Annotated in this window: 21 protein-coding genes and 2 pseudogenes; 8 read left to right on the top strand and 15 right to left on the bottom strand. The window is 57.1% G+C overall.

Going from position 1 to position 26,231, the window contains the following annotated elements; translation table 11 throughout:
• Window positions 1-45: 45 nt before the first annotated feature.
• Both NED97_RS20320 and NED97_RS20315 read left to right on the top strand, forming a co-directional pair.
• Window positions 46-725 (top strand): annotated as a pseudogene (locus tag NED97_RS20320) (IS1595 family transposase).
• A 44-nt stretch (window positions 726-769) separates the two neighbouring features.
• A complete protein-coding gene (locus NED97_RS20315) occupies window positions 770-1,069 on the top strand; it encodes a hypothetical protein (protein WP_252490902.1) in 300 nt (99 codons plus the stop codon).
• A gap of 579 nt (window positions 1,070-1,648) precedes the next feature.
• On the opposite strand, the gene NED97_RS20310 is transcribed toward NED97_RS20315, so the two are convergent.
• The 4 genes from NED97_RS20310 to NED97_RS20295 all read right to left on the bottom strand — a co-directional run bounded on the left by NED97_RS20310 (window position 1,649) and on the right by NED97_RS20295 (window position 4,373).
• Window positions 1,649-2,350, bottom strand: coding sequence for a class I SAM-dependent methyltransferase (locus NED97_RS20310; protein ID WP_252490901.1), 702 nt, complete (start codon window positions 2,348-2,350; stop codon window positions 1,649-1,651).
• Window positions 2,351-2,539: 189 nt separating this feature from the next.
• Window positions 2,540-3,049, bottom strand: coding sequence for a metal-dependent hydrolase (locus NED97_RS20305; RefSeq protein WP_252490900.1), 510 nt, complete (start codon window positions 3,047-3,049; stop codon window positions 2,540-2,542).
• Window positions 3,042-3,389: a hypothetical protein gene (locus NED97_RS20300; RefSeq protein ID WP_252490899.1), complete on the bottom strand. Its 348-nt coding sequence runs from the start codon at window positions 3,387-3,389 to the stop codon at window positions 3,042-3,044. Before NED97_RS20300 ends, NED97_RS20305 begins: the two co-directional genes overlap by 8 nt.
• Window positions 3,390-3,401: 12 nt before the next feature.
• Window positions 3,402-4,373, bottom strand: a complete 972-nt coding sequence (locus NED97_RS20295) for an NAD-dependent epimerase/dehydratase family protein (RefSeq protein WP_252490944.1) — start codon at window positions 4,371-4,373, stop codon at window positions 3,402-3,404.
• 251 nt (window positions 4,374-4,624) lie between these two features.
• Here NED97_RS20295 and NED97_RS20290 point away from each other — a divergent pair, with 251 nt between their 5' ends.
• Window positions 4,625-5,554, top strand: coding sequence for a polysaccharide deacetylase family protein (locus NED97_RS20290; protein WP_252490898.1), 930 nt, complete (start codon window positions 4,625-4,627; stop codon window positions 5,552-5,554).
• Between the two features lie 10 nt (window positions 5,555-5,564).
• Here NED97_RS20290 and NED97_RS20285 read toward each other — a convergent pair whose 3' ends face one another.
• Complete coding sequence (locus tag NED97_RS20285; RefSeq protein WP_252490897.1) at window positions 5,565-6,980, bottom strand: oligosaccharide flippase family protein; 1,416 nt, start codon at window positions 6,978-6,980, stop codon at window positions 5,565-5,567.
• Window positions 6,981-7,089: 109 nt separating this feature from the next.
• Here NED97_RS20285 and NED97_RS20280 point away from each other — a divergent pair, with 109 nt between their 5' ends.
• On the top strand, window positions 7,090-8,970 hold the full coding sequence (locus tag NED97_RS20280; protein WP_252490896.1) for an asparagine synthase-related protein: 1,881 nt from the start codon (window positions 7,090-7,092) through the stop codon (window positions 8,968-8,970).
• A gap of 45 nt (window positions 8,971-9,015) precedes the next feature.
• Window positions 9,016-10,101: a Gfo/Idh/MocA family protein gene (locus tag NED97_RS20275; RefSeq protein ID WP_252490895.1), complete on the top strand. Its 1,086-nt coding sequence runs from the start codon at window positions 9,016-9,018 to the stop codon at window positions 10,099-10,101.
• 14 nt (window positions 10,102-10,115) lie between these two features.
• Here the strand turns inward: NED97_RS20275 and NED97_RS20270 are convergent, their stop codons facing one another.
• The 3 genes from NED97_RS20270 to NED97_RS20260 form a co-directional block, all read right to left on the bottom strand.
• Entirely contained in the window at window positions 10,116-10,952 is an 837-nt protein-coding gene (locus NED97_RS20270) for a formyltransferase family protein (protein WP_252490894.1), read from the bottom strand.
• Window positions 10,953-11,113: 161 nt separating this feature from the next.
• Window positions 11,114-12,613: a right-handed parallel beta-helix repeat-containing protein gene (locus tag NED97_RS20265; protein WP_252490893.1), complete on the bottom strand. Its 1,500-nt coding sequence runs from the start codon at window positions 12,611-12,613 to the stop codon at window positions 11,114-11,116.
• Window positions 12,614-13,125: 512 nt separating this feature from the next.
• Window positions 13,126-14,829, bottom strand: a complete 1,704-nt coding sequence (locus tag NED97_RS20260) for a DUF2206 domain-containing protein (protein WP_252490892.1) — start codon at window positions 14,827-14,829, stop codon at window positions 13,126-13,128.
• Window positions 14,830-15,579: 750 nt separating this feature from the next.
• On the opposite strand from NED97_RS20260, the gene NED97_RS20255 reads away from it, so the two are divergent.
• Entirely contained in the window at window positions 15,580-16,620 is a 1,041-nt protein-coding gene (locus tag NED97_RS20255; protein ID WP_252490891.1) for a lipid II:glycine glycyltransferase FemX, read from the top strand.
• 311 nt (window positions 16,621-16,931) lie between these two features.
• Here NED97_RS20255 and NED97_RS20250 read toward each other — a convergent pair whose 3' ends face one another.
• Complete coding sequence (locus tag NED97_RS20250; RefSeq protein WP_252490890.1) at window positions 16,932-17,756, bottom strand: glycosyltransferase family 2 protein; 825 nt, start codon at window positions 17,754-17,756, stop codon at window positions 16,932-16,934.
• Window positions 17,757-18,115: 359 nt separating this feature from the next.
• Between NED97_RS20250 and NED97_RS20245 the strand changes: the two genes are divergently transcribed.
• Both NED97_RS20245 and NED97_RS20240 read left to right on the top strand, forming a co-directional pair.
• Window positions 18,116-18,907 (top strand): polysaccharide deacetylase family protein, encoded by a 792-nt coding sequence (locus NED97_RS20245; RefSeq protein WP_252490889.1) that lies wholly within the window; start codon window positions 18,116-18,118, stop codon window positions 18,905-18,907.
• Window positions 18,908-19,246: 339 nt separating this feature from the next.
• Window positions 19,247-20,152, top strand: coding sequence for a glycosyltransferase family 2 protein (locus NED97_RS20240; protein ID WP_252490888.1), 906 nt, complete (start codon window positions 19,247-19,249; stop codon window positions 20,150-20,152).
• 252 nt (window positions 20,153-20,404) lie between these two features.
• Here NED97_RS20240 and NED97_RS20235 read toward each other — a convergent pair whose 3' ends face one another.
• From NED97_RS20235 to NED97_RS20210, 6 genes and pseudogenes are all read right to left on the bottom strand, one after another.
• Window positions 20,405-21,730, bottom strand: a complete 1,326-nt coding sequence (locus tag NED97_RS20235; protein WP_252490887.1) for a glycosyltransferase family 2 protein — start codon at window positions 21,728-21,730, stop codon at window positions 20,405-20,407.
• A gap of 316 nt (window positions 21,731-22,046) precedes the next feature.
• A pseudogene (locus tag NED97_RS20230) lies at window positions 22,047-22,785 on the bottom strand (NAD-dependent epimerase/dehydratase family protein).
• A gap of 299 nt (window positions 22,786-23,084) precedes the next feature.
• Window positions 23,085-23,558, bottom strand: coding sequence for a hypothetical protein (locus NED97_RS20225; RefSeq protein WP_252490886.1), 474 nt, complete (start codon window positions 23,556-23,558; stop codon window positions 23,085-23,087).
• Window positions 23,555-24,442, bottom strand: coding sequence for a ParA family protein (locus NED97_RS20220; RefSeq protein ID WP_252490885.1), 888 nt, complete (start codon window positions 24,440-24,442; stop codon window positions 23,555-23,557). Before NED97_RS20220 ends, NED97_RS20225 begins: the two co-directional genes overlap by 4 nt.
• A 474-nt stretch (window positions 24,443-24,916) precedes the next feature.
• Complete coding sequence (locus NED97_RS20215) at window positions 24,917-25,321, bottom strand: S8 family serine peptidase (protein ID WP_455429879.1); 405 nt, start codon at window positions 25,319-25,321, stop codon at window positions 24,917-24,919.
• A 135-nt stretch (window positions 25,322-25,456) separates the two neighbouring features.
• The gene (locus NED97_RS20210; protein WP_252490884.1) at window positions 25,457-26,014 is read right to left on the bottom strand and encodes a S8 family serine peptidase; all 558 of its coding nucleotides are present in this window, start codon (window positions 26,012-26,014) and stop codon (window positions 25,457-25,459) included.
• Window positions 26,015-26,231 lie beyond the last annotated feature (217 nt).

The raw sequence follows: 26,231 nt of genomic DNA, 5'->3' as shown, positions 1-26,231 counted from the left end.
CGAGAGTCCATCGAATCGGGGTCCAAATCGGCGACACGCTCGTCGATGAGCGCGGTATACAACGGTGGCAATAAGTCAGCCCAGATCTTTCTCCCTCCGCGTAGGCGATGCTTCGAGCGTCTCCATCTCGCCGAAGCGGGCGGGACGGTAACGTGTTGTGTCCACTACGAGAGTGACGACGTGGAACCGTGGAGCGACCGACAAAGGTTCCCAGCAGTACGTGCTATAGCAACGGGACGTGAGCGGCAATATCGACGAATGCGACCGCTACGACGTGTGAAGCCGACGAGGTCTACGTCACGGCTGGTGAGAAAGGCGAGGGAAAGAGGATGAGGGTTCGGGCCCGCGCGGACTCAAAAAGGCGAGAAAGTAGAGACGGAGACAAACCGCCAGTCCTGTCGCTCATCCGTCGGGATGGCGGACGAGTTCGATTTCTTGTGTGAGATGACCTTGAAGACGCCGCCGAGGATATCGTTGCGTACGGCGACGGGAGTGTCAGCCTCGGTACCCCCGAATACACCATCGACGACGGAAGCGACCGAGAGAGGTGGCGGCCATCCGCCGTCACCCGTTCCGACACCGACGTGACCGATGACGCTCTCGTGAACACCTGCGAGAACCGCCACAGATTCCTTCGTCAGTGATCGGTGGCGTCCCGTGGCATCTCGAAGCACACGGCATATCCGAACTACCTCGTTCTGAAGCTCAACTCACCGCAAGATTGATTCGAGGAACTCCTTCGTCACAGCTTACCAGGATGCGACTCTGTTTGTACTTCGACGGCTCCTCGCCGTTCATTTGGTGCCAGATTGATATGGATGTACTCATCCTCACCGATTTTGACCGTCAGCAGATCGGGATCGTCCCCGGAGAGCACGTAGATGTCGTTGATTATCCCTCTCCTGTAATCGAGTTCGTACGAGGCAGACGAACGATCGACGCACGGGACCACGACGCGCTCACCGAGAAGGTCGTGGTCATCGTCGCGTTGAGCGGCTCGGTATCGGAGTGGAGACGTCGTCGAGGAGAGGGCAATGCGCCCCATGCAAAGGAAACAACAGTCGGTTAACCGTCCATGATAACAGCCATTCCGGTATGCCGGGGCATGGAGTTTCCCTTGAGGGCCGCGTTCGAATACCATGGCAAATTTACAGCACAAGGACGTATAAATATATTTCCCCCGTACAGTATCAACCAATCTAGAAAATATCTATGTATTATAGGGCGTTTCGGAGTCATGTTTGCGCGCTTACTAAAAGAGATATTTTCAGACATAACGCGTATCGAGGATTCCAGTAGAGGTGATTGACCGGATTTTGCTACCCGAATTTTCAGAATTATAGCGCAGTATCCCCTCTAAACCAACGAGTTCAGATAGCTAACCCACCGTTTCTGCTGGGTGTGAATTTATACAATTTGAATAAACAATATGGGGTGTGTAAACGGTACTAGAGGACTCTTACCACCGACAAACGATCTCGACCGGATCGTGATGGTCGCTGTCCATTTCCGTTTACCATCCGGGTGTTTCTCGGTTCGGTCCGACTATTCAACTGTTGGTACTCGTTCGAAGAGAGGTCCGAAAATAGCCCGTTCGGGTCACCGGAGTCCGCATATATAGCCCGTACGGGTTTTCTATCTTACCGTCTCAGTACGTTAATTCGTCGTCTATTTTCTCACAAACTAGTATGTTTCGATAACTTACTGGAGGATACCGAGCACAAAGGTTGTCGAAGAGTTGTTTAGGGAACGACAGGTTGGTATCCACCCCACACCCGACAACACGGCGGACTGCAAAGCCGTGTCTCCTCACAGTCTCTTGCAACAGTCCGTGGGTAAGTACGTTCACTCGTTCCGCCGTCGTTTCGGATCCCAATCCGTGCTCGGAATAGCAACAATCGAACTGGGGTCGTAACGGGAATGGCATCTCCCCTACCAATAATGCGAGTCGGTTGTGGAGCGATGCCAGGTTCGGAATGGAAATAATAAATATTCCGCCGGGTTTCAAGACGCGGTGGATTTCTCGAAAGTAACTACTATCGTTTTTGATGTAATCGAACACCTCTCCGGAGTGAACGCCGTCGAAGGTCTCGTTCTCGAACGGTAACCCCTCGCGATCGACGTCGAGTAGTACTGCGTTCACACCCCGGTTTTGCGCCGATTTTACGTCGGTTCTGGAGATATCGATCCCGAAGACATCGGCAACGTTACACGCTTCTCCGATTCGCATCGTGAGTTCTCCGTCTCCGCACCCGACGTCCAAGATACGGTCAAAGGTATAGTCGGAACACACAGCAAGAAGTTTGGATTCACGAGTCGTTTGGTTCGGATATTTAAACGTATTGCTCATGGCTAACGCGCTTCACACGATCTATACCCTGACCTCTTCCTTAAATATGTATCCAATGTAGCCACTTTCCTTCCAATCCGATGTGAATTATAGTAAAATTCAGCCGTATACAAAACATTCGAATAAATTTGGAATGTGAACTACTGAATGCGTCGTTGGCAAGTGCGATAAATAACTATCCGCGCGTACTCAACGGGTCCGTGTGGGGTCGAGTGCGTTCCGACGTCGCGTCTCGAGCGTCACGACACCGGCGGCGACGAGTGCGATTACGGCCGGCCACTGATCGGTGCTTCGATACAGTCCGACCGTCGGCGGCCGATACTCAGTCAGTGGCCACAGGACTGCATAGGACTGAGAGGTTGGCTGAATCAACAGGAGGTCGAGCGTGAGGTGTGAGAGAACACCGAGGAGAGACAGGACGGCTACCCGACGGCGGTGTGCAGCAGGGACGAGGAGTACCCCGATCAGCACGACGAGCAGTGAACCGCCAAAGGTGTGGAACGCGTTCCAGTCGAACGGTAGCCCGAACGCCGCTTCGAACGTCGCCCCGGGAACGAGGAGTTCGGTGCGGTTGAGGTCGGGAACGATTGCACCCGCCATCGCCACCGTGACGTACGGCGGAGTGAGCCACTCCAGCCGCCAGGAGAGGACAGTTCCCAGGATGTACGCCGCGAGAACGTGAGTGAGGAGGTCAGCCATCGTCTTCACCCGTCGGTCCCGATCGATCTCCGGTCGTGGTCCGGTCGAATCGACTGCGCGGGACCAGCGCGAGGCGGCGACGGTCGAGTCGCCAGTGAACGAGTGCGCGGCCGATCACCCACACTGCGGCGAGAGCGGAGACCGCGTACATGTACGTAACCTCCCAGCCGGCAGGCTCGTCGTCCAGAACGTCGTGGGAGTCTGGGGGTGATTGCTGAGGGTCGATTCCGAGGCCCGTCGTTCCGTACCAGACGAACAGTCCGAACAGGGCGGCGAGTACGATTGCGAGCAGGACGATCCGAACGAGAACGTCACGAACGAGTGAACGGCGAGCAGTCACGGTTTGTGATCGTCAACGACCGGAGAAATCGTCCATTTCTTGCTGGATAGCGATCCGACCGCGAGGCCGGTTGATCGTTTGTTCGAGCCCCTGCCGGAGTGAGACGGTCGGTTCGTAGCCGATCTCCGTTCGACTCTTCTCGAGGTCCGCCTCGCTGTGACGAACGTCGCCCCGTCGCGCGTCGGTGAAGGTAAGATCGGAGTCCGCATCGGCCACCGAGATGGCCGTCTCGGCGAGTTCTCGAATCGCGACGCTCCGGCCGCTGCCGACGTTGTAGGCCTCCCCGACGCGGTCCGTATCGGCGGCAAGCAGGTTCGCACGGACGACGTCGTCGACGAAGACGAAATCTCGAGTCTGTGTTCCGCCGCCGTGGATCGTGAGCGGGTCGTCGTTCGCAGCCTGTTCGATGAACGTCGAGACGGCGCCACTGTAATCGCTCGCAGCCTGTCGGGGACCGTAGACGTTGAAGTATCGAAGCGCAACCGTCTCGAGGCCGTACAGTTCGTGATACTGGCGCGCGTAGTGGTCGATCGTGAGTTTCTCGAGTCCGTACGGTGAACGAGGCTCTTTCGGGTCGTCCTCGGTGATCGGGACCTCTTCTGGATGGCCGTAGATTGCCGCACTCGAGGCGAGAACGATCCGAACGTCGAGTTCGCGGGCGCGCTCGAGGAGTGCCAGCGTCGCATGGACGTTAATTTCGTGGCTCCGCGACGGTTCCTCGATCGATCGCTGGACGCTTACGAGTCCCGCCTGGTGGTAGATAAGGTCGACTCCGTCGGTCGCCCGCTCGAGTATCCCTTCGTTGCGGATGTCGCCGCGGATACAGTTCGCCTCGTCGGGGACGTTCGACGTCTCGCCAGTTGTGAACGAATCGAGCACTCTGACGTCGTTGTTCTCGACGAGGCTGTCTGCGAGGTGACTCCCGATAAAGCCCGCTCCACCCGTTACCAGTATCCTTTGATCGACCGGTCCGTACGCCCCCATGTCGGAGAAGAACGCTACGTCGCTCTTGGTCAATCTACCGTCTGTTACGGCCGAATTGAAGACCTTACTCGTTGAAACGTCGGGGAATATCGGGATTAGTTCTCGAGCACTCGGTACGCTGGTCCGGCCTTTTCGAGCTGGATGTGTGGTACCTGCAGGATCTGTCGTCTCACGAGCACGGTAATCCGCAGTGTCAGACTGCTACGGTAAAGCTAACAAAGCACGCTCCTGGCGCGTCTCCGGCGAGTGTCATGACCAACCACGAGAGTCTGAGCGCGGACGCGCGATCGTCACCAGGGGCGAACGCCGGCAGAACTGCGTCGAACGACCCGTCGCTCATCACCAACATCCTCTCGTTCGATCTGGAACACTGGTATACCGCGACTCTGGTTCGAGACGAGGTCAGCGCACCGACGGATCGACTCGAGGAATCCGTCCGCGCGGTTCGCGAGCTGCTGTCCGCTCACGACACACGGGCGACCTTTTTCGTCGTTGGCGAGGTTGCGGCCGAATATCCGGAGGTCGTTCAGGCACTCGCCGACGACGGTCACGAAATCGCGACGCACGGTCACACTCACACTCCGCTGTTCGACCTCACACCCGGCGAGTTCGAATCCGAACTCGTCGACAGTGCTGACGCAATTGCCGATGCGATTGGGACCCGCCCAGTAGGATTTCGTGCTCCGAACTTCTCGATCACGCCGAAGACCCAGTGGGCGTTCGACGTTCTCGCGGAGTCGGAGCTCCGGTACGACTCGAGCGTCTTTCCGGTTCGAACGCCGATGTACGGCGTCTCGAGCGCGCCTGTTCAACCGTACCGCGTCGATATCGACGAGCCGTTTTCGACGGGGAGACACGGCGGGTCCGAGCTGCTCGAGTTTCCCCTGGCGACGTTTCACCCGACACTTCGACTTCCGACAGCGGGCGGGTTTTATGCGCGTCTCCAGCCGACGTGGCTGCTGAAACGTGGAATCCGGAACCTCAACCGACGGGGGGTCCCGTCGACGCTGTACTTTCATCCGTGGGAGTTCAACCCGGCCGTCGCGACGCCCGAAGTTCCCGCTCACAAGCGGTTCGTCAGCTTTTACGGGATCGAGACGTTAGAACGAAAACTCGAGGCGTTGTTGGCGGCACTCGAGTTCGGTACGGTCGAACAGTCGTTGGATAGTCACGGATGGTGAGACGACTCGCTTACGAAATAACGGCTCGAGTCTGTCGAACGATCTGGGTGCGAAGCGGTTTGTAGACCACGAGCAATGCGCAGTACAGGACTGCACCGAACCCGATGGCTGCCAGCAGCCCCGGCAGCGTTTCGATCTCGACGATCGTTCGGAGCCCGAAGAGCACGAGGAACATGATAACCGAGCACAGAAGACACCAGCCGAGGTCGCGATACGGAATACGGAGGGTGAAAAAGCGCGAGAGATAGTGAGCGCGAAGGACGGTTCCGATCGTGAGTGCGAGCGTCGTTCCGATAGCCGCGCCCACGAGACCGAACTGCGTGATGAGTACGATATTGAACGCGAGATTCAACACGATATCGAGGGACGCAGCACGGGTAACGAGATCCGGGCGGTCGATGCCGAGAAGGGCCTTACCGATGACTGACTGAACGGCTTCAGGTGCTTTTCCCGCGAGCAGTATGACGAGTGCTCCGGACGCGATAGTAAACTCGAGACCGAAGATGAATCCCAGGATCTCCGGTGCGAACAGCAGTCCGCCAAAGAAGGCGGGGAATACGAGTGCGAGCGCGGGCGTGAGTGCTGCTGGAATCACGTTTTCGATCGACGCGGTTGATTCATCGGCGTTCCAGGCGCTTATCTGGGGAAATATCGCGAGCGAGATCGCCCCCGTCGTCAAGAGTACGGGCATCGAGATGCGCCAGGCTACTTCGTACGCGCCAACCGCGGCCTGCGTCAGTAGATAGCCGATAATCAGGACGTCCATCCAGCTGTGAATTTCTCCGTCGATCTCGGGAATGATGCTATATTTCGCGTACTCGACGATCGATTGCGCACACGATAGACTCGGTCGATGAAATGGCGTCTCGCGCTTGAGGAAGCCGTAGCCGAACTGAACGGCGTACCCTGCAATGACCGCATAAACCAGTCCGACGACGCCAAAGCCGATGGACGTGAGGACAACGCCGACTCCCACCCAGACGACGATGTACGAGAGTTCGATCACGGCAGTCTCGCCGACGCGCAACTCTCCTCTGACGACGTTGTTCATCGTCATCGCAGCTTCTTGAAGCGGTATCGCGATCGCCAGATAGATCGCCAGTTCCATACCCAGGTACCCGTCGATGGCGTCGCTGAGAGCGAGGACGACGAGGACAACGGGAACGAGCAGACCGAACTTGAGGAACGCTCCGGTCGTGAGCATCTGGCCCGGTCGATCGGCTTCGCTGATTCGCTTCTCGAGTGCGATTCGCGTTCCCAGATTAGCGGGCAGAACGAGCACGCTCAGCAGCGCCTGAAACAAAAAGAAGACGCCGATCTGTGCGGCGCCGAGTTCGCGAGCAAAGTACATGATCCCCAGAAATGTGAGTACGACGAATCCTACGTGTCCGCCGAACAGCTTGACAGTCGAACGTGTCAGGTCCATTTATATTATCCAACCACAAATACATCGGCTCGCGTATAACCCGCGTACGGGACGTCTGTGAATCCGTTCGCCTGGAAAGTATATACTTGTTGGCGTGGTATGAGGTTCGATGGTTGGACTCGGTGGTCACCTCGGCGCTGCCCGTCTCGACACGAAGCCACTGACCGACGAACTGTGCTGGAACGGACACGAGCAGTTGCGCGGGTACAGTGACGACGACGTTGCCGTCAGTGCTGCGTTTCACGACGAACACGACCAGCCTGCGGTGGCGGCAGACGGTGAGGTCTTACTCTGGGCCTGGGGTGAACTCTACGGCTTCGAAGGACCGAATGGCTATCTTCCACGGTCGGAGACGATGCCGAATAGCTCGGACGCCGAGTACTGCGCCGCCCTGTACGATCAGTACGGCCTCGAGTTCGTCCACGGGTTGAACGGCGAGTTCGCGGGCGTCGTCTACGAGAGGACCGAGCGTACCGTCTCGCTGTTTACCGATCGCCTCAGCTCGCGTCCGCTGTCTTACGCGCGATCCGACGACGGATCGTTGGTTTTCTCCACCTTCGTTCAGTCGATCGTCGATCATCCGGCCGTCGAAACGGACCTCGACCTCGAGTACCTCTGCGAGTTTTTCGGATTCGAGCGAGTGCTGGGCGTCAAGACGCCGTTCGAGGGGATCGAGAACGTCCATCCCGGCTCGATTCTCACGTACGATCTTTCCGATCAGGAAGTTACCAGCGAGGTCTACTGGCGGCCGAAATACGAACCGAACGAGAGACCGTATTCTCGAGCGGTCGACGAACTCGTCGACCTCTTCCGGCAGGTGATGGCCGAGCGAGTCGACGCCGACGAGAAGTGCGGGCTGCTGTTGAGCGGCGGCAGCGATTCGCGGCTGATGCTTGCCGCGCTCGATCACGACGTCGTTGCCTACCACATGAACGAGTACATGAACGCGGAGGCGACGATCGCTCGCCGCGTTGCCGACATCGCCGGTGTCGACTTCGAGTTTCTCGAGCGCGACGCGGAGTATCAAGAACGGATACTCGAGCAGGGTCCGTCACGATGGAACTTCGCCAGCTGGTTCGATCAGGCGCACACGGCCGGCTTCTCGGATCGACTCCGCGACGAGCAAGATATCGTCTTTACCGGCCTCTACGCGGACACGTTTCTCAGCGGGTTTTTCTACCCGCAACGGTCGATCCGCGTTCCGATTCTCGACTGGACGATGGACCTACCGTACACCGCCGACAAGCGTACCGTTCGCGAACTCGCCGAGTTGTTCACCGCGTTTGAGCGGGGAGAAGGAGTGCCGGAGTTCGTAACGGCGAAGACGACGCTCGAAGACTGCGTGAGAAATAACGTCGATACCGACGGCGAGTTCGTCACCTTTCACGGCGTCGAGTATCCCTCGCTGACCGAGATGGTGTGCTACCAGAACTACCCGCTCTCGAGCGACGGTTCGTTCCTGATGTACGAGACGCTCTACCAGACGCTGCCGACGCGCGACCCGTTTCTCGACAACCGACTCGTCGATTTCTCGCTTCGACTCCCTGTCAGGTATCTCATCCGCCGGGATATCGTGGACGATGCGCTGACGAAATTGGATCCGGACCTCGCAGCGGTTCCGCACCCCGAAACGGGGATCGGACTCCAGTACCCCTGGACGTTGCAGTATCTCTTGACCTACGCCAAAGCCGTGAAAGACGAACTGTTTGCGTCAGAAGCTCATCCGGGTCCGTGGACGGACCGAGCCGTGGCGATCAGAGAGACGGATTTCGTCATCGAGACGATTCGGCGCCACGAGTCGACCATCCGCGAGTGTCCGTTCCTGGATTACGACGCCGTCCTCGAGTGTTACCGGGACCACCTCGCGGGCGCCGACAGGATGCCGGATCTGTACCCGCTGCTGACGATCCTCGAGGCGCCGGCGTCCAGACGGCTGCTCGCACGTTCGTCTGGTACCGACGTGTCACGCGAGCCCCACCTAAATAACTGATCGGTACCCCCTCGATTTTATACTCGGTCCTGTGGTTCGTGCTCTATGCCCGTTAGAACGGCTGTTATCGGCTGTGGTATCGCGGGGGAGATCCACGTAGATCTTCTCGACCTCCATCCGTCGGTCGATCTCGTCGCGCTCTGTGATACGGACGTCGACCGAGTGCGATCGATCGAAGTCGATTCCCCGGTCACGAGGTACGCGGACCTCGAGCGGATGCTCGAGGATGAGACGCTCGACTCGGTCCACGTCTGTACTCCGGCCCAAACTCACGCCCCGATAGCGACCCAAACGCTCGACGAGGGTATCGCGACGCTCGTCGAAAAGCCAGCAGCACCGAGCACGGAAGCGGTCGAAGAGATGGTCGACGCCGCAAAGCGTAACGAGACGCCGGTCTCCGTCGTTCACGATCGGAAGTTCTCTCCGGAGATACAAAACGCCCGACGGAAGGTCGAGCGAGGCGATATCGGGGACGTCGTCTCGGTCACGATGCTGTACTCCGAACCGCTAGATCTCTACGAACCGACCCGCGGTGATTGGGTGTTCGATCTTCCCGGCGCGGAGATCGGCGAGGGACTCGTCCACCAGGTGTACCTGCCGCTGGCGTTCGTCGATGGTCTCGGCGACATCGCCTGCGTCTCAAAGCAGAACTTCGTCGGATACGACGAGCCGATCGATTTCGACGGCGTCGCCATCGAGATGACGGACTCTACCGGCGATCGTCTCGTAACGACGAAAATTAGCACGAACGCCGTTCCGAAACACACGCTGGAGATCCACGGGACGAACGGAGAGCTGGTCGTCGACTTCCGTCGGTACGGCGTCTTCGTCAACAGAGACCATCCGTTCGATCCGACACCCAGTACGGTGCTCCTCGGGAACGTGGACCTGGCCGCTCAGCTCCTCGGAAACGTCGTGCGAAACGTCCTCACGTACGGAAATCTGCTTCGACTTCGTCGGAAGGGAGACGTTAGAGGGTGGGCCAACACCGGTCACTACCACCAGCTCGACGCCTACGTCAGGGCACTCGAGGCCGGCGTGCAACCGCCAGTCCCCCTGCAGGATGCCCGTGATACGATACGGGTGCTCGAGGCCGTCGAGTCACAGACCGGACGTCCGCTCAACGTGTAGTGTCGGATGTCAGCTCAGCCGCCGAGGATCTGTCTCGCGATCAACGTCGCTCGGCCGACGTTGTTTTTGTACTGGTACCGGACGTATTCCCGCCAGTCGGGGGCGGTGTAGATCGGGCCGAGCGGATCGATCGGTTCCGGTTCGAACGACTCGTTTTGCAGTCGTTCGACCGCGGTCGTCAGGAATCCGATCGAGTGGATACAGAGCCGCCGGTGCACCTCGCGCCACGTTTTCGCGTCGCTCACGTCGATCTCGTCGTAGACGACGATCCGTCCCCCGTCCAGATCCTCGGTCAACTGTTGTAACATCAGCCCGGCCGTCTCCCGCCCGTGCATGTACTCCCAGAACCCCGGAGGACCACCGCGATACTCGGTCGGATCGTCGTGGTGGTAGCTCAGCACGCCGTACTTCGTCGCAGTGAGAACGTCACCCTTGATGATTCCGAACCCGCGCCGGAAGACGAGATCGGACTGCTCGCCGATCCGCTCGACGACGTCGTCCGGCAACGTGACGCCGAACGCGTCGACCGGTTCAGGGACGCAGTAGATCCGAGGAACGTTTTCCAGTCCTTCGATCTCGTCTATCGGTCGGTCGCGTCGGTACGCCGGCGCTCCCAGGACTGCGTCGAGGACCGCGCGTCCGCCGATAATGCGAGCCCAGTGTGGCTTCTCGGGAACGCGTCGAAGGAGGTCGATCGCTGAACTGTCGGACCGGTCGTCGACGACCGCGAGCACGATTTCCGCGTTCGTCTCGGCGACCATTCGCTCGATAGCCCGGGCAGCCCACTCGGTCGTCGTCTCGCCGTCGAACAGGACACAAACGCGTACCGGATCTTCCGTGTCGAGCGTCATGGTTTCGGTGCCTGGTACGTGTTTAGCGTTCGGACGTCGATCTCGTCGTTTTGGCCGGCTTCCCCGACGGGATACAATTACACCCCGCTGCCCGACCGTCTCGTTTCGTCACGGTATCCGCCTCGACGGCCAGATACCCATCTGTCGTATTATGGTCGCGTTCATCCGAGTTCGTGGACGGTTCCGTTGGGATCTTTGTACTCGACCTGTTCGTCTGTCTCGTCGAAGTACAGCGTGTCGTCCGGGGCCTCGCCGTCGTCGGCGTACTTTGCGAGGTTCCTGAGATCGGTCCCCTCGAGATCGGTCCGTCCCTCGCCAATCGTCAGGGCGGGGTTCTCGCTCGCATCGAAAAACCGAATGGGACCTCCAGTTCGAACGACAAATCGTTCGCGATCCTCGAAGTCGACGTGGGCGATCTCGGTCTCGTTATCGTGTCGAACTGACTGTCCCTCGGCGAACGGGAGCTCCACGTCGCTCGTCAGCGTCTCGATCGCGTTTTGACCCCAATCGAGTCGCTCACCGTTGACGATCCGGACGTCGTCGCCGCCGAAGTCCTGAATCGTGTTGCCTTCGAATCGAACGTTTACACCGTTACTGATGTGAAGCCCGTCCTCTGAACCGCCGGCGCCCCGAAGCCAACACGCGGCGATGACGCCGCCGTCGTATTGCAGTCCTTCGGATTGATCACCGAGTTCGAACCCGTGGCTGCGTGCGTTTTCGACGCCACAGTTGAGTACCAGGTTATTGAACCCGTCTCGAATGCGAAACGCTGCGTCGGCCGTTTCGTCGGCGGTACAGTTGATGAGCGTCGAGAGGTGGAGCGCGTCAGCATCGAGAACGCCGTCCCCGCGTTCGTCGTCGACCCCGGTGACGCGACAGTTCATCATCGTTCCCCACGACGGGTTGATATTCCCCGTCTGCTCGATGCGAACGAGATAGCCGCCGAGATCCCGCGCTGTGAGGTGAAACAACCGAAAGTTGTGGATCATGTCACCGGTGATTACGTGTCCGTCGACGTCTTGACAGGAGACATTCTCGAATCGAGCGTACGGCGCGTAGGTGCCGAGATCGAACACGTTCCCGCCGTCCGTTTCGTCACCGTTCCCGTCGACGTGGAAGTCGAGGAACGCGACGCTTTTGACGGCAGAACCGGTGAGGGCGACGACGGCGTCGTCGATCTCTCGGCGGATAGTCGTCCCCGGCTCTTCGACAGCTCCGGTCAGCGCTTCGGGCGATTTGTGTCCGCCCCCCCGAATCGTCACGTTGTCGTACGGAATCTCGAGTTGCTCGTTCGCCTCGTAGACGCCGTGGCGGAGGTGAACTGTGACTCCCGGTTCGTCGATCGCATCGTTGATCCCCGCGACACCATCTTCCGGCGCTGGCGTCCGTACCGTGTTGACCTCGTTACTTTCGAGTGACGAGAACCTCGGTTCGTGTCCCGACGTAGACGCGGGACGCCACCGGGTCTCGTTCCCGAAAAACACGTTCTCCGTGTCAGTCGCGAAAAATTTCGAACCGGGCTTCGGCTCGTACTCCTCGAGGTTCGCTTCGGTATCACGAATTTCAACGTCAGTGTCGATCGTACGGAAGTTGTCGTTTAACAACGTATGCCAGTCGATCGTTCCCTTGTCGGGAGTATAGTAGTCGTGATTATCGGTCATAGAATTTCGTCGTTGTTAGCGTCAGTTTCATTCGCGGCTGACAACTGCTCTGTTCACGAGAGTACACGGAATCAATACCCCCGATACTTCAAGGGGGTCAATGGGCCGTTTCCGGCCGACGGCCGATTACTACCGATCGCTGCCCCGTTCGATCTTCGTTCCACCGTACCCGTACTCGCCGTAGTTCTGTACGCGATCACGCTCCCCAGAATCCGGCAGTGTGGATCCCGAATCGGTCGTGATCAATTTACCGCCGTACCCGAACCGAATCAGTTCGTGGCGTTTCAAAGCGGTCAGGTCGCCAGCACCGATCAGGATCGTAAGCGATGCACCGCCACGCAGAACCGATCTGCGAGAAACCGTCTCTGACGAAGGGCAGTCTTCGTTCGACTCTCGATCGAACATACCCGAGTCACGCCGACCAGTGGCTTGCCGCTTTGGGTGGTGTGGCGCCGCTTCGGTCGTCGTCGCCACCGTTTTCACCCGAAGAACACCGAAATTTGCCATCAGGATCACCTATCTGGTGGCGGGTCGGACCGATACTCGTAGATCTGCATCTCTCCGTTGTCGAAGACCTTCTCCGTCGACTCGTCCTCTGCAATCCGTTCCCGCTCTCGCTCAGTGAGTTCTCCGATAGTGCCGTCGTCGTTGACCGCGCGTTCTCTGATGACGATGTATCCGTCGTCGAGCGAGTGGTCGGAGTTAGTCGAGGTCGGGAGCGGGTGTATCTCTATCTCGTAATAATCAGGCGGAACGACCGCCCTGAACAGCTGATTTGTGCGTGTGTCGGTGTAGACGTCGATTGAGTCGTCTCCCGCTCCATCGGTCCGATCGATCGATTCTCGCTGTTCGAGCCACTCGATTCCTTCAATCTCGTCGTCCGTGTACGCGAAGTCGGAAACCTCGTCGTCGAACGTGAAATCGGTGGGTTCTCCGACGAGTTGTGGAGCGGCTCCGACGTTAATGACGAATACGGTTAGCAGCAGTGCCACGAGCGGCAACCATTCGACGGTTTGTTGGATTCCACTGGTCCTCGAGTAGAGATCCCTGTATCCGATGACGGCGAAAGGAGCCAAAGCGAGCATCGTGATCTGGAGCACCCGATCGGCGTCCAGATCGTGGATTGCGACGGCCGAGATTCCGAGGATACCGTACAGGGGGATTGCAAGACCGACGAGCGAACTGGCCGCAACCGAGGACGATTCGGCCCACAACTCCGCATAGGCTCGAGTCGCCAGTCCGACTCCGGCAAGAGCGACTATGCTGGCATAGAGGTACGTCATCAGTCGCTGGAGGGTGGTCTGTTGCTGTTGAACCATGCCAGCGCCGGTGCCCCCGGAGAGATATTCGAACTCGAGCGCGATGAGATGCGAGAGTTGTTCAGCCATCGATCCCGGTAGCATTGCCAGCGTATCTATCAGTGCAGGGGAGATAACCCAGTACCACCCGATCGTGATCGCGAACAGCGTCCCCACGAACGGGAGGGTGATCGTCCTGCCGACCGCACGATGATCGATGCCCGGTGCCAGTCGAATCAGTACCGCACAGCTGGCCAATGCGACGATGAAAATAAATGACGTCGCATAGTGTGACATGACCATCCCGAGGCCGAACAGGAGCGCGAAAAGCGTCGCTCGAGGCCCCGAACGATCGCTCAGTAGCGCGAGTAGCATGAGAACGACGAACAGTTCGGAGACGTGCTCCTTGCCGGGAGTGAAATAAAACGTACCGTGATAAAACAGAAAGAAGAGACTGCCGAAGTACGCCGGGGCCGCTCCGAGGGGGTCGCGGACGAGATAGTAGATCGCCACGGGTAGCAACGCGACGAAGAACGAATAGACGACCGTGAACGCAAACGTGAGGTCGACCCCCATGACGGTCGAAAAGACAGCCGGCGCCACGGTGACGAGCGGGACCGACGCGTTCTCTCTCGCCAGTTCGATGTTCCAGTAGCCCGTCTCATGATAATTCGCTGCGAGATAATAGTGTAACTGGACGTCGGCCCCGACCAGCGACGAGGAGGCCAGATTTCGGTGAAGAAACGTCGAGAGGGCGATCGATCCGATTACGAGAGGATAGCGGCGACGCGGAAGGAACCGGTAAGAAACGACGGTAATCCCGATCGCGATCACGAGCACGTACATGAGCACGTTCCGCTGATAGACGGTCCACACGTGAGCGGCGACGACGGCAAGTGTCGGGAGTGTGCCGAGCAAAACGGCGGTCGAGATAGCCCCACGGGTAACGGGTATACGCGGGAGACGAACCGATCGACGACCGCGAGTCGACAAGACGGTCAGTACGATCACCGATACGGTCACTGCGACCGGTAAGACGGGCGCAGACAGTGGTCGAACGAACTGACCAACCGTCCACTGGAGAATCACGATCAGGACGGAGACGAACACGAGACCGAGCCCGATCGAATACAGAACGAACTCGCCGAATCTATCAGTCCGGTTGAACAGTCCGTAGAGCAATGTGCCGGGTACGACTGTCAGAAGTATTCCACCAGTGATCTCCTGTACGACGGGGATGTGTACGTCGAAGGCCGTTCCTAGAACGCTCGCCCAGTAAACGATCAACAGGGCGAAAACCGCGGTTGTGACGGTTTGCCGCGTGAGTACGGTCGCTTCATCGGACCCGATGTCGTCGACGACACGGATCGCTCGTGACGCAAACGCTCTCGAGTCGTCAGTTTCGGTACCGTCCGTCATGGGTGAATCGGACTCCAGAACGCTCGCTCTCTCATTTCTACGTCCTATCGATTGCCCCCGTGATGAATCTGATTTCACCGAGAACGGTACTACAGCTTACCGTGAACGATCCGCTCTCCCGAATACCGTACCAACTAACGATTTACTAGATACCGTCAAATCGTGCAATCTGACTGGCGTCGAATTGGCCGCGTTTACTCGATAAACTACCTGCCGTCTATATCACCGGTACTGTCGGAAACCATCGCCATGAAGGTCGAACACATCGAACAGCCGGATCGGTGGAACCAATTTGTTACCCGTCACTCGGGCCCGGTATTCGATCTGTGGGAGTGGGGCCAGTTATGTGAGCACTACGGTCACGAAACCGCGTATCTCGGTGCGACTGAGAGTAGCGAACTCTTCGGTGTAATTCCACTCGTCTACATGAAAAGTCAAATATTTGGAGATAAACTCGTCTCGATGCCGTACAGCGAGTACGGATCAATTGTACTGGCCGCTGAGGCGCCAGCGGAGACGACGACCCACTTGCTCGAAAGTGTGCGGGAGATGTCGGATGAATTGAGCGTGGAGTTCGTCAGTCTCCGTGGCCGAGATCTAGATACTGCTACTACGCCCGAATTCACACGAAAGCACCGGTTCGTCACGTTTGAAATCCCGCTCGAAGACGATGATCCCGACAGTGCTTGGAGTGCACTGGACAGTTCTCGTCGAGGACATATCCGGACCGCAAGGGAGAACGACCTTACCGTACGTACAGCGACGTCGGTCGACGATCTACGTCGGTACTACGACCTCTATCTGGACAATATGCAGCAGTTCGGAACGCCGCCGCACTCGTTCGGCTTTTTTGAGCGGCTGTGGGAGGATTTGGGAGACACTATCGACGTTGATCTCGTCGAATACAACGGGTCGCTCATCAACGGGCAGATCGTGCTCTTTTCCGAAGATACCTGTTTCCACTGGAGTTCTGTTTCCGATCACGAGTTCCGTGATCTCCAGGGAGGGAGCCTACTCCTGTGGAATTCGATCGAGCAGGCCACTCTTGAGGGATACTCGAGCTATTCACTCGGTCGAACACGAGAGGGGACCGGGGTTTATTCTTTCAAGAAAAGTTGGGGGGGTGAGAAGGTCTGGTTTGACGATTACCACTACTTCCCAAACGGTACGGTTACTCTGCCGAATCCAGACGACGAGAAGTACGATTATCTCTCGAACGCGTGGCAGAGACTGCCAAAACGAGCAACGAAATGGGTTGGTCCGTCAATTCGGAAGAATATTAGTCTCTAGGCGTCTCTTGGGACTCGCTCGTATACGACCAGCCGGCCCTCCGGAAACGTACTGTTCGCGGTCTCGATAACTATCCCACTTCTTCCGTAGAAGATTGTTGGTAACAAGAGTACAGTCCCTCCTGGATCAATCAAACACCGGTCTCAACTGAGGACACCAGTCTCGTCGTTCTCCGTTAGTCACCTCAGCGTAACCACGAGATCGCCAGCGGACCTTCCATCAACGAAGTGAGAAGAGTGAACAAGCGAAGTCGCCAATCAAATAGTAGGGAACTAAGATAATCAAGGAACATATAACTCACTTGGATTGAATCACCTACGGTGTCGAATCTGCGTAATGGGCTCCCTGAGTACGTTAGATACGACTGACCCCAGTAGAAACATCGTACTTCCGACCAACCCGACTATTGGATACGGAGAGATCCCGATCTGGAGCGATCGCCAAAAGTACGTGATCGCCCTGCGGTAATCACCACGCTGGTGATGATAAAACCCTGTAAGAAAGTACATGTGTTTATAAAATATGTACAGAAACGGTTTCGCTTCAGGGATACGCTCGAAGACGAAAGAAACATAGAGCTTTCCGTTTCGAAGATAAGCAGACGGATCGTTATTTCTCGTGGACAGACTAGTATCGTGGTATCTCACTCTAAACGTATCCTGCGTGAAACAGACTCCGGCAGACGACGCCTCAAGCGCGAAGAGGTGATCTTCCCACCGATCGAGTCGTTCTTCGAACCTCGTATCGACTTGTTCGGTGTCGATAACAACGGAGGACATAATCTCGTTGAGTCCGCCGACGAAGAGTTCGTAGACGAAATCGTCCCGCGTCATCTGGGGGGCGTCGAGACAGAGTCCTGCGCCGGTTGCTTGCATCCGGGTTAACTGGCGCGACAACTTGTCTTCGGCCCAGAGATCGTCCGCGTCGAGAAACGCAACGTACCGGTTTTTCGTTCGCTCGAGTCCGATGTTTCGGGCTGCTCCGGGACCCTGCTGTTCTCGATCGTTCACCACGATAATCTCTGTCGAAACTGACTGATTGGATGCGGATCGTTTTGCGTCTGCTAACATCTCGGTCGGCGTATATTCTGGACTGAACGGGATAACGACGGAGACCGCTGGTTCCGAGTAACTCATTGATATGAAACTGCTCCCTAGATACTGTTGCCACTATTTCGTTAATCTGCTTGATATCCGTTCATAACCGGACATATATGATACAGCAGGTAAATCAACACTCCATTCCCAAATTCTTCTTCCTCGTGCTCTTCTCGCTGATCTCGGTCGAGTATCGAAATTCAGTACTGAGTACTGCTATCAGATGGCGCACTCGAATCTACGGCTTCACGTAGTCGTTGAGTATCGTCACGACGTACTCTCCGGCCCTCGTTCGTCGGTCGCCGTTAATATTTGTTAATTTATATAGTGATTGCGGTCGACCGGAGGTGCCAAATGGAGTCGATTAACTAAGAGACGTAGGACAGAACCCTAGATGGATGAAACGAGTCGAGGAGCACCGTATCGCTATTCGAGAGGGGGGTCGCAGGGTACTCGACCGTATATTTCGCTGGACGGGTCTGAAACGCCAGTACCGTCCAGCGGGGGTACGCTGTCCGATCGTACTGTATCACGGCGTCAGTGAAGATCCCAGACCGTGGGACGTCACTCCGACTCAGTTTCGTCGTCACGTCGAATGGCTGTCCCAAACGTTCGATTTACTCTCGGTTTCGCAGGCAATAGAGCGCTGGAGAAACGGTACCCTTCCACCACGGCCCGCCGTTATCACCTTTGATGATGGGCTCTTGTCGACGGTCGAATACGCGCTTCCGGTGCTAGAGGATTACGAAGTGACCGCAACCCATTATATCATACCGGGATTACTCGGTGAGCACTTCGAGGGTGAGCACGTTATGACAAGAGATGATGTCGTCGACCTTCAGAGGCGAGACCAGGAAATCGGCGCCCACTCGATGACTCACCCCGATTTGACGACCGTCTCACATTCGCGGGCCCGGACAGAACTCGACGAGTCACGTAGAATCCTCGCAGAGATCACCGGTGACCCACCACACAGTTTTGCGTACCCTTCTGGCGCCTTCGACCGTAATCTCACAACCGTTGCGGCTAGAGCGGGATTCGAGACGGCGACTACAGTCGTCGCCTCAGATATTGTTAATTTCAGACAACCATTTTCGATACCGCGGATATCGATCATGCGCACACACGATCTCAAGGCGCTCAAATCGTTAGTTGACGGGGACAGACGATGGCAAAAAGTATTGACGTAGTTCACTTCTCGGATCGTTATCTGGATACGTGACCGTTGATAAGCGACCCAGAAAATTGTACAAATCTATCTGGTACTACGATCGAACGACTCACCAGTCGTCTACTATACAGTCAGTAGCCGACGGGGAGCCCTGAAGTCGTTTTACTACGATCTATCGTATTTCTCTAATTCGTACTGGTCATGTGATGATAAACTCCTTTCATTAGCCTTCCAGTTGAGAGGTGGTCCTATGGCTTGTCGAAGAATCCAAAATCGAACTGTTCGGTCAAAGTACCGACCGGAGCATTCCGCTGAATTCCGTTCGGGAAGATAGTACCACACTGAAGATAATCGAGCCATGAAAGACGCTCATAAATACGTATTAGACTACCTCTCAGATGAACTCTCAAAGAAAGCGAGACCGGCTCCGTCGTTCACAACCCTCCAGAATATAGAACCGTTGCCGATCTCCGTCTGTATTACGACAAAAAACAACGCAGAAACGATTCGGCGATGTGTAGAAAGTGTTCACGAGTGGACAGACGAGATTATTGTCATCGATAGCAACAGCCAGGATGGGACAAGAGACATCTGCGAAGAGTACGGAGCAACCGTCTATCAACGGGAGTTTCAGAGCTTTGCGCAGATCAAGATGGAGGCAGTGTCCAGTGCCACGAACGACTGGGTGTTCATTCTCGACGCTGATGAGGAAGTTCCTCCCGAGCTCAGAGACGAGATCATCGATTCGTTCGGAACGCCGGGCGTAGTCGCATTTTATATGGAAAAACAGGAGTACATGCTGGGTGCTCGAACTCATCAGTATCACGTCAAGCGACCGTATCTCGCGAGGAAAGGCGTGTTGTATTACAAACAGGAATATATTTGGGAACGGCTATCGGTTAAAAACGACTACGCGGATCAAACGAGAGTGCTTCGAAATCGTATCGATCACTACCGGTTTGAGCGGGCGTCCGAGATGGAAGAGAAAATTCAACAGTACAGCGCTCTCGAGGCGCTTCAGACCGTAGAAAACGGAACGCGTAACGGGTTCGGTTGGTTCTTCGTGCGAGGGATCGCAGTCGCCATGGACCGGCTTGTTCTCAGTAAGGCCGCTCTCGACGGATATCGGGGGTTCTTCATTGCATTTTTAGAGTTTTACCAATTGATAGTAGCGTATGTGAAAATGAAGGATATTTATCGACTCCAAGAGCAGTATCCCGATCGATGGAAAGAAATTTGGACGATAGAAGAGTGTCAACGGTAGCACGTATTATGCAGATTTAATTTCCTTATTTGAAACGTGAAGCGTAGGTGTGTAGCGCACGGCGAATCCGTCGTCGGGAAGTAAAGGCCCCACTCTGTTAGCGGGCCTTTTCAATTCGGGGGATAATATCGGGGGATGGTCGGTACTGAATGAGTTACCGAGTAGTCACTACCCGAGGGATATTATCGAAGTCGTTTCGTTAGTTCATTCACTCGATGGACGGATCGCACCAGATATGCGGTCTCTCGAGATTCATTCTACCGGATCACCGTGTATCTTGAGCACGACGATGAGCGCGGCCGTGAGAGCGGCAACAAGACCGAACCAACTACAGACCGCCGCGAAAAGCAGCACCGTCGTCCACGTCGTCTCCATCTCGAGATAATTCGATACGAGCAAGATCCCGAACCAGAGTCCGACCAGCACACTCACGAACCCCGGTGCACCGAGGCTAAGAAGTGGGTGCTGGTACATCGCCGTTTTCGCAATGTTCGCGACGAGTGTCGTGCCGTGGGTAAACGCGTTCTGGCTGCTCGGGTTCTCCACATTGTAGGAGATAGTGGTGGCGACCTCTTCGATATCGTAGCCGAACTTCCGTGCGTGATAAAGAATATCGGTACTCGCGCCCATCTGGGTCTCGAGGTTATGATCCTCACTGAGCGAACGGATCGCTCGGCCGCTGTAAGCTCGAAATCCGCTCTGTGTGTCCGTGATGCGATCGCGCGGTCGAACGTAGCCGAGACTCACGTTCGTCAAGAGGTTAACCGCCCAGACACCGAACCGACGAACCAGTGAGATGTCCGTGTTCGCTCCATAGACAAACCGACTACCGATTACGACGTCTACGTTACGGGTTTCAAGTACCTCCCGCAACGCCGGAATATCCGACGGATCGTGCTGTCCGTCGCCGTCGATCGTAACGAGAGAGGTCGCTCCGCGACGAGCCGCCTCGCCGAATGCCGTCTTGATCGCTGCCCCGTATCCCTGGTTGTAATCGTGTTCGATGACCGTTGCGCCGACCTCGCGTGCTCGAGACGCCGTTTCGTCGTCGCTTCCGTCGTCGATCACGAGTACACGGTCGGCGTAGGCGCTTGCCTCTTCGACGACTGTTGCGATCTCTCCTGCTTCGTTGTAAGCAGGGATGGCGATGATTTCTTCCGACGACTCCTCAACCGATCGGTTTTGTTCGATCGTCGTGGCGTTCGGCAAGGTAATCGCGTCGGTACAATCGATCGACTCGCTGAGCGTGCCATCGTAATCGGGAAATACGATTTGTGAGTATCCTTTCTGTCCGGCAACGAACGCGAGCAACTCCCGGAGCGCGTCATCGGCGAGTCGAATATCGCAATCCAGGTCGACCACCTGTGCACCGATAGTTCGAGCGACTCTCGCCAGTTCTGGAGATCGATCGATCGAGAGCGCGACGAGAACGTCGTATCCCTGCCCTTTCGCGCGGTGTATACGATTGATCTCTTCGAGCGACTCGTCCGTTGCCGTCATGACGACACCAGCTACCGTCTCGCCGTGGCGTTCATGTCGGCGTTCCGTTTTCCACGCGTTCCGGCGTTGGTCACTCATGGTATTTCCCCGAGATCGCCCGTTGTCGGTTCGACTGCCGAGTTCCGCTGCTCTGTTACCGTGAACGTCCGCGCCCAGTCTGAGTGGGAGTCAGCATATTTAGGCCTAACACCGACCCAGACGACGGTAGCCCCTAAAAGAGATAATATCGTTCCAATCGCCTACGCGACCGTTATATCAGGTAAAATACGTTATACCCTATACTACAACATTTCAATTAGTGTGTGTATACCGAATCGTTCCTCGTGGAGAACCCGTATCGACGACCAATTTTCCTGCACCGGTTAACAATCAAACCAGGCGTTAAACGGAAACGTCAGTCGATGTACGGCGCACAAACCCGTCGTATCCCGTCGCGGATCTCGATTTCGGGTTCCCAGTCCGTCGCCTCTCGAATCCTCGAGGTGTCCGCACAGGCGTCCTCGACGCAGACGTCTTCCGAAATCGAATTCGCGGCAGGTTGTAGATGCCGCCGAAACCGTAGTCCGCGGTCATCTCGAAGCCGCGAACGATATCCGTGACGCGGGTGAAGTCGCGCGTCTGTGTGCCGTCGCCAGACAGTTCCGGAGATCGATCACGATCCCTCGACGAACTGTGAAACGATGTTCGCGTACTCACCGTAGCGTTCACGTGCGAGTTCCGACGCTTCGTCCCCGTCTTCACCTCCACGGGCATCTCTTCCGACGGCGGTTCGGTCTCACCCCCGGAAGTCGAGGAGGTCGATGGCCCACACGACTGTATCGCAGTCGCTGTTTCGGACCGTCTCGACGACGTTAGCCAATCCCTCGACGTTGACCCGCACGCCCCGCCGTACATTCGCTTCGTGCGTAGCGTACAACGAAAGCGCGGCAATGTGGAAGACAACGTCAACGTCCGATGGAAAATCCGAATCGAGCACGCTGGATTCGACGAATTCGCCGGCCGACGAGAGGCGCTCTGGGGTACCTAGATAGCAGTTGTCGACCGTAAACCTGATTGCCGTTTACCAGTTCGTTTGGAAGATTTGAACCGATGAATCCAGCACCGCCTATCACGAGGACGCGTTGATTGTGCATACGCTCCCGTTTCCCAGTCACGTCTAACGTGGCCACCCCTGTTGCATATGGTAATCGGCATATGATACCGGTTTACAGGAGCTTTCCTCCGTAAACGATCCGGTCACCCCTCTCACAAAAGCCGGATAGCTGTCTCGGCTCCTTCGTACGGCTCTGTCGTGCTGTTCGCGAGCGAGAACGTCCGTGAAAGTGCGGTCTGCGAACCGCACAGTTTGCCCAACTGTTCGCTCGATCGAATTTCCTTCGGGTTACGACAAAGAGTCGCGTGCCGTAACGAGAGTTATCGCAGCCCCGTCGAATCACTCCGGCTGACGGCGAGCCTCGAGCACCAGTTCCGCAACTCGTTCCGGTTCGGAGGCTGCGAGTCGAAGCACTGCGTCGTGTATCTCGCGGGTTTCCTCGTCGACGACATCCTCTTCGGCCAGCGTCGGAGTGATCGACGTTCGAAGCGTTTTTTCGAAATCGTCCCACGTTTCGGAACGGGCGTACAGCGGGCGCTGACGCACCGTCGAGTACTCGAAGGCCGGACCAGAATCCGCCGGCGGCGTCGACTCGCGCGACTCCTGTTCGACAGCGGCCCCCGATTTCGACTTCGAATCCGGGCTCGAGGTCGGCGCTTCCTGCGTTACGTCGGGTTCGAGCGCATCCGAACTGGAACTGGGCTCCGCTTCGTCGGTCTCGGCCTCGACCCCGACCGTTCTATCCTCTCCGTCTACCTCACCCTCTCCGTCCTCGCCGCTCTCGGCTTTCAGGTCGTCGAACGGATTGCTCATCGTTCGACTCCTCCGTTCGCGACGATCGCCGCGAGTTCCTCGTAGTACTCGATCTGATCGCACTCCGGATCGTAGTCCTGGAGTGGCTGTTCTGCGCTGAGCGACCGAGAGAGCGCTGCACGGTGCCGAATGCCGGGCTTCGGCGGTCTGATTTCACCCTCGTCGATCTGCTCGAACTCCTCGGCCGTAATGCGAGCGAACGCCGGTACGACCTCGGGAAGCGGTTGGCCGGGGTTCACCTCGTAACTCGCCGTGTTCAGGTTCTCGAGCAGTTCCCGATCTTCGGTCCGTTGATCGATTCGATCCTCGAGTTTGTTGGGTACGATGGCGAGGACGTCGACGTCGATGTACTCACGGGCCGGTTCGATCAACCGCTCCATCGTTCGCTTGTACCCACCGATCGCGCTCGACCCGGGTTCGATCGGGATCATCACGTTGCCCGTCGCGACCAGGGCGTTGTTGTTGAGCATCCCTGGATAGGCCGGGCAGTCGAAGACCATGTACTCGTACGCGGAGCCGAGCAGCGGGTCGACGATGTTGGACTTGACGCGGGCCGATCCCTGCATCGCGCCGGCGAGGTCCTTTTCGACGTCCTCGAGCGTGTTCGACGACGGCAGCAGATCGAAGCCGTACTCGGTCTGCCGAATGATGTCCTTCGGTGTCGCGTTTCCGTCGAGGATGACGTCACCGAGATTCGTCTCACTCCGGTATGCGTCCGTGAATCCGAGGCCGTTCGTCGCGTGACCGTTCGGATCCAGGTCCGCGAACAGCGTCGGACCACGCTCGGCGAGCTGGCGCGCGAGATTCATCGAGGTCGTTGACTTGCCGACACCACCTTTCAGGATGACCACGCTCACGGCGCGGGGCTCGTCTGTTGTTGTCATGTTGTGTGACTCCACCCGCTTCAAATTTCGATAGGTACCTATTGTACCACGAACGTCTGTTTCAGCGGACAGTACACACATCCAACGAGAGGCATATAATTCTACCGCAGGCAGCTACAGTAGCTGGTATAGCTCCGAAAGGTGCAATAGGGATAATAGGTGCAATAGGGATAATATATTGGATAGATAGGGTAGACGGATTAGGCGAGGTAACTATTGCACCTATTGTAGGTTACGAACACACCTCACCGAGACGTTCCACTCTGAGTAACCCAGATAGTAGACGAACTGTCCGATAGGTAGCTTCGGCGCGTAGCGCAGTCACTCGAGGCAGGGAGAAATCAAAGCGAACTTACTGGGGTTACAAGTACCGAGTGAGAAGCCGGTTCGTGTCGACGCTCGAAGTCGCGACGTCGGTGACGAAACGACGACCGGCAGCGGCGGCGAGCAATTAGTAGGTTCCTCGAGAAGGAGCTAATCGAGGGATTCGACAACATCCAGCGCGTTCGTGCGCCCCGCGCCGAGTTCGTCGTCGCTCTGTCCATCTCCCCCCTCCGCCCCCCGTTTAATCGCGTTCTCAACGTACCGGGCGCTGAAATCCGGCTCGAGTTCCCGGACGAGTGCAGCGAGACCCGCTACCTGCGGGGCCGCCATCGAGGTACCCATCAGCCACCCGTACGCGTCCCCATCGATCGTCGTATTCACGTAGGGGTCGGAGAGAGAATCTTCCCCGGGAACGGTCGAGAAAATCGCGTTGAGCGGCCAGGGACGTGCGACTTCGTCGAAGTCCTCGGTGAACGTCTTCTCCTGTGTTTCGTAGTCGCCGCCAGGCGCACCAACATCGATGTCGCTGGTACCGTAGTTGGAGTAGTAGGACAGTTCGCCCCGTGCGTCAGAGCACTTACGCCCATTACGCCGTCGAGACCGTTCCAGAGACGCAGCCAGCCGCCATTGAGATCGGTTTCGTCGTTGCCACCCGATCCAACCAGTACCGTTCCGTCGCGCGCTACGCTGTTAGCAACTGGTTCGAACAGTCGGCGGTACGCCCCAACGTCGGCATCCCGTGGCAATTGCATGTACGTGCGTCCCGTGATATCCGGAATCGCCGATGTGCTCGTCCGGTTGACCGTCGATGATCGTCGTGCTGCGTTCGATATCGACATCGATATCGGGGTGCGTGTCGTCGACACCGGTGTCGATAACGGCGACCGTCTGTCCCGCACCGGTCGCGTACTCGTGGGCCTCACGGCCCTGCTGGACCTGTTCGTTCCGGAGATACCCGTCGTATACCCCGTCATCGACGACATCGTCGATTTCGGTGTCGACAGCTTTCGAGGAGACGTTCGGGCCCTCGAGTTCGACCACAAAGTCGGAAACTACCGTAGATACGCCGCGCACGTTGCTGAGTTCGTCGGCCGCACCCTCGGGTCCCTTCACGAGAACGACAGTACCATCGACGACCGGTGAGAGGATCTCGAATCCGGCTGATTCGATCTCGCTGCTCGCGCCTCCGTCCGTTTCTGCGATATAGTGTGTCTGTCCGTCGCTATAATACCAACTAACGGTTTCCACACCGACCGCACGACAGGAGCGCGGTTCGGAGCGAGCCAAGCAAGCGAGAACCGCGGACAGTGCGATCGGGTGTGCACTGACTGTCAGTGGCTACTATTTACGATTGCCACGTAATCACTGCTCACGAATCCGAGCGCTCATTTCCCCGACCCCAATTCCGCGAGTATTGTCGCTCGTCTGGCGGTTACGTGAAGAAGTACGATCGCCTGTTCACACA

Source organism: Natronococcus sp. CG52, from assembly GCF_023913515.1.
GTDB classification, from domain to species: Archaea; Halobacteriota; Halobacteria; order Halobacteriales; family Natrialbaceae; genus Natronococcus; species Natronococcus zhouii.
The sequence above is the reverse complement of the archived record's forward strand: the minus strand, read 5'-3'. Positions and strand labels throughout refer to the sequence as shown.

Coding starts and splice junctions, on each gene's coding strand:
- NED97_RS20275 (WP_252490895.1), top strand. CDS start 9,016: ATGCCCGTTAGAACGGCTGTTATCGGCTGTGGTATCGCGGGGGAGATC.
- NED97_RS20235 (WP_252490887.1), bottom strand. CDS start 21,730: ATGAGTGACCAACGCCGGAACGCGTGGAAAACGGAACGCCGACATGAA.
- NED97_RS20225 (WP_252490886.1), bottom strand. CDS start 23,558: ATGAGCAATCCGTTCGACGACCTGAAAGCCGAGAGCGGCGAGGACGGA.
- NED97_RS20220 (WP_252490885.1), bottom strand. CDS start 24,442: ATGACAACAACAGACGAGCCCCGCGCCGTGAGCGTGGTCATCCTGAAA.
- NED97_RS20245 (WP_252490889.1), top strand. CDS start 18,116: ATGAAACGAGTCGAGGAGCACCGTATCGCTATTCGAGAGGGGGGTCGC.
- NED97_RS20265 (WP_252490893.1), bottom strand. CDS start 12,613: ATGACCGATAATCACGACTACTATACTCCCGACAAGGGAACGATCGAC.
- NED97_RS20290 (WP_252490898.1), top strand. CDS start 4,625: ATGACCAACCACGAGAGTCTGAGCGCGGACGCGCGATCGTCACCAGGG.
- NED97_RS20280 (WP_252490896.1), top strand. CDS start 7,090: ATGGTTGGACTCGGTGGTCACCTCGGCGCTGCCCGTCTCGACACGAAG.
- NED97_RS20240 (WP_252490888.1), top strand. CDS start 19,247: ATGAAAGACGCTCATAAATACGTATTAGACTACCTCTCAGATGAACTC.
- NED97_RS20295 (WP_252490944.1), bottom strand. CDS start 4,373: ATGGGGGCGTACGGACCGGTCGATCAAAGGATACTGGTAACGGGTGGA.
- NED97_RS20305 (WP_252490900.1), bottom strand. CDS start 3,049: ATGGCTGACCTCCTCACTCACGTTCTCGCGGCGTACATCCTGGGAACT.
- NED97_RS20270 (WP_252490894.1), bottom strand. CDS start 10,952: ATGACGCTCGACACGGAAGATCCGGTACGCGTTTGTGTCCTGTTCGAC.
- NED97_RS20310 (WP_252490901.1), bottom strand. CDS start 2,350: ATGAGCAATACGTTTAAATATCCGAACCAAACGACTCGTGAATCCAAA.
- NED97_RS20255 (WP_252490891.1), top strand. CDS start 15,580: ATGAAGGTCGAACACATCGAACAGCCGGATCGGTGGAACCAATTTGTT.
- NED97_RS20285 (WP_252490897.1), bottom strand. CDS start 6,980: ATGGACCTGACACGTTCGACTGTCAAGCTGTTCGGCGGACACGTAGGA.
- NED97_RS20250 (WP_252490890.1), bottom strand. CDS start 17,756: ATGAGTTACTCGGAACCAGCGGTCTCCGTCGTTATCCCGTTCAGTCCA.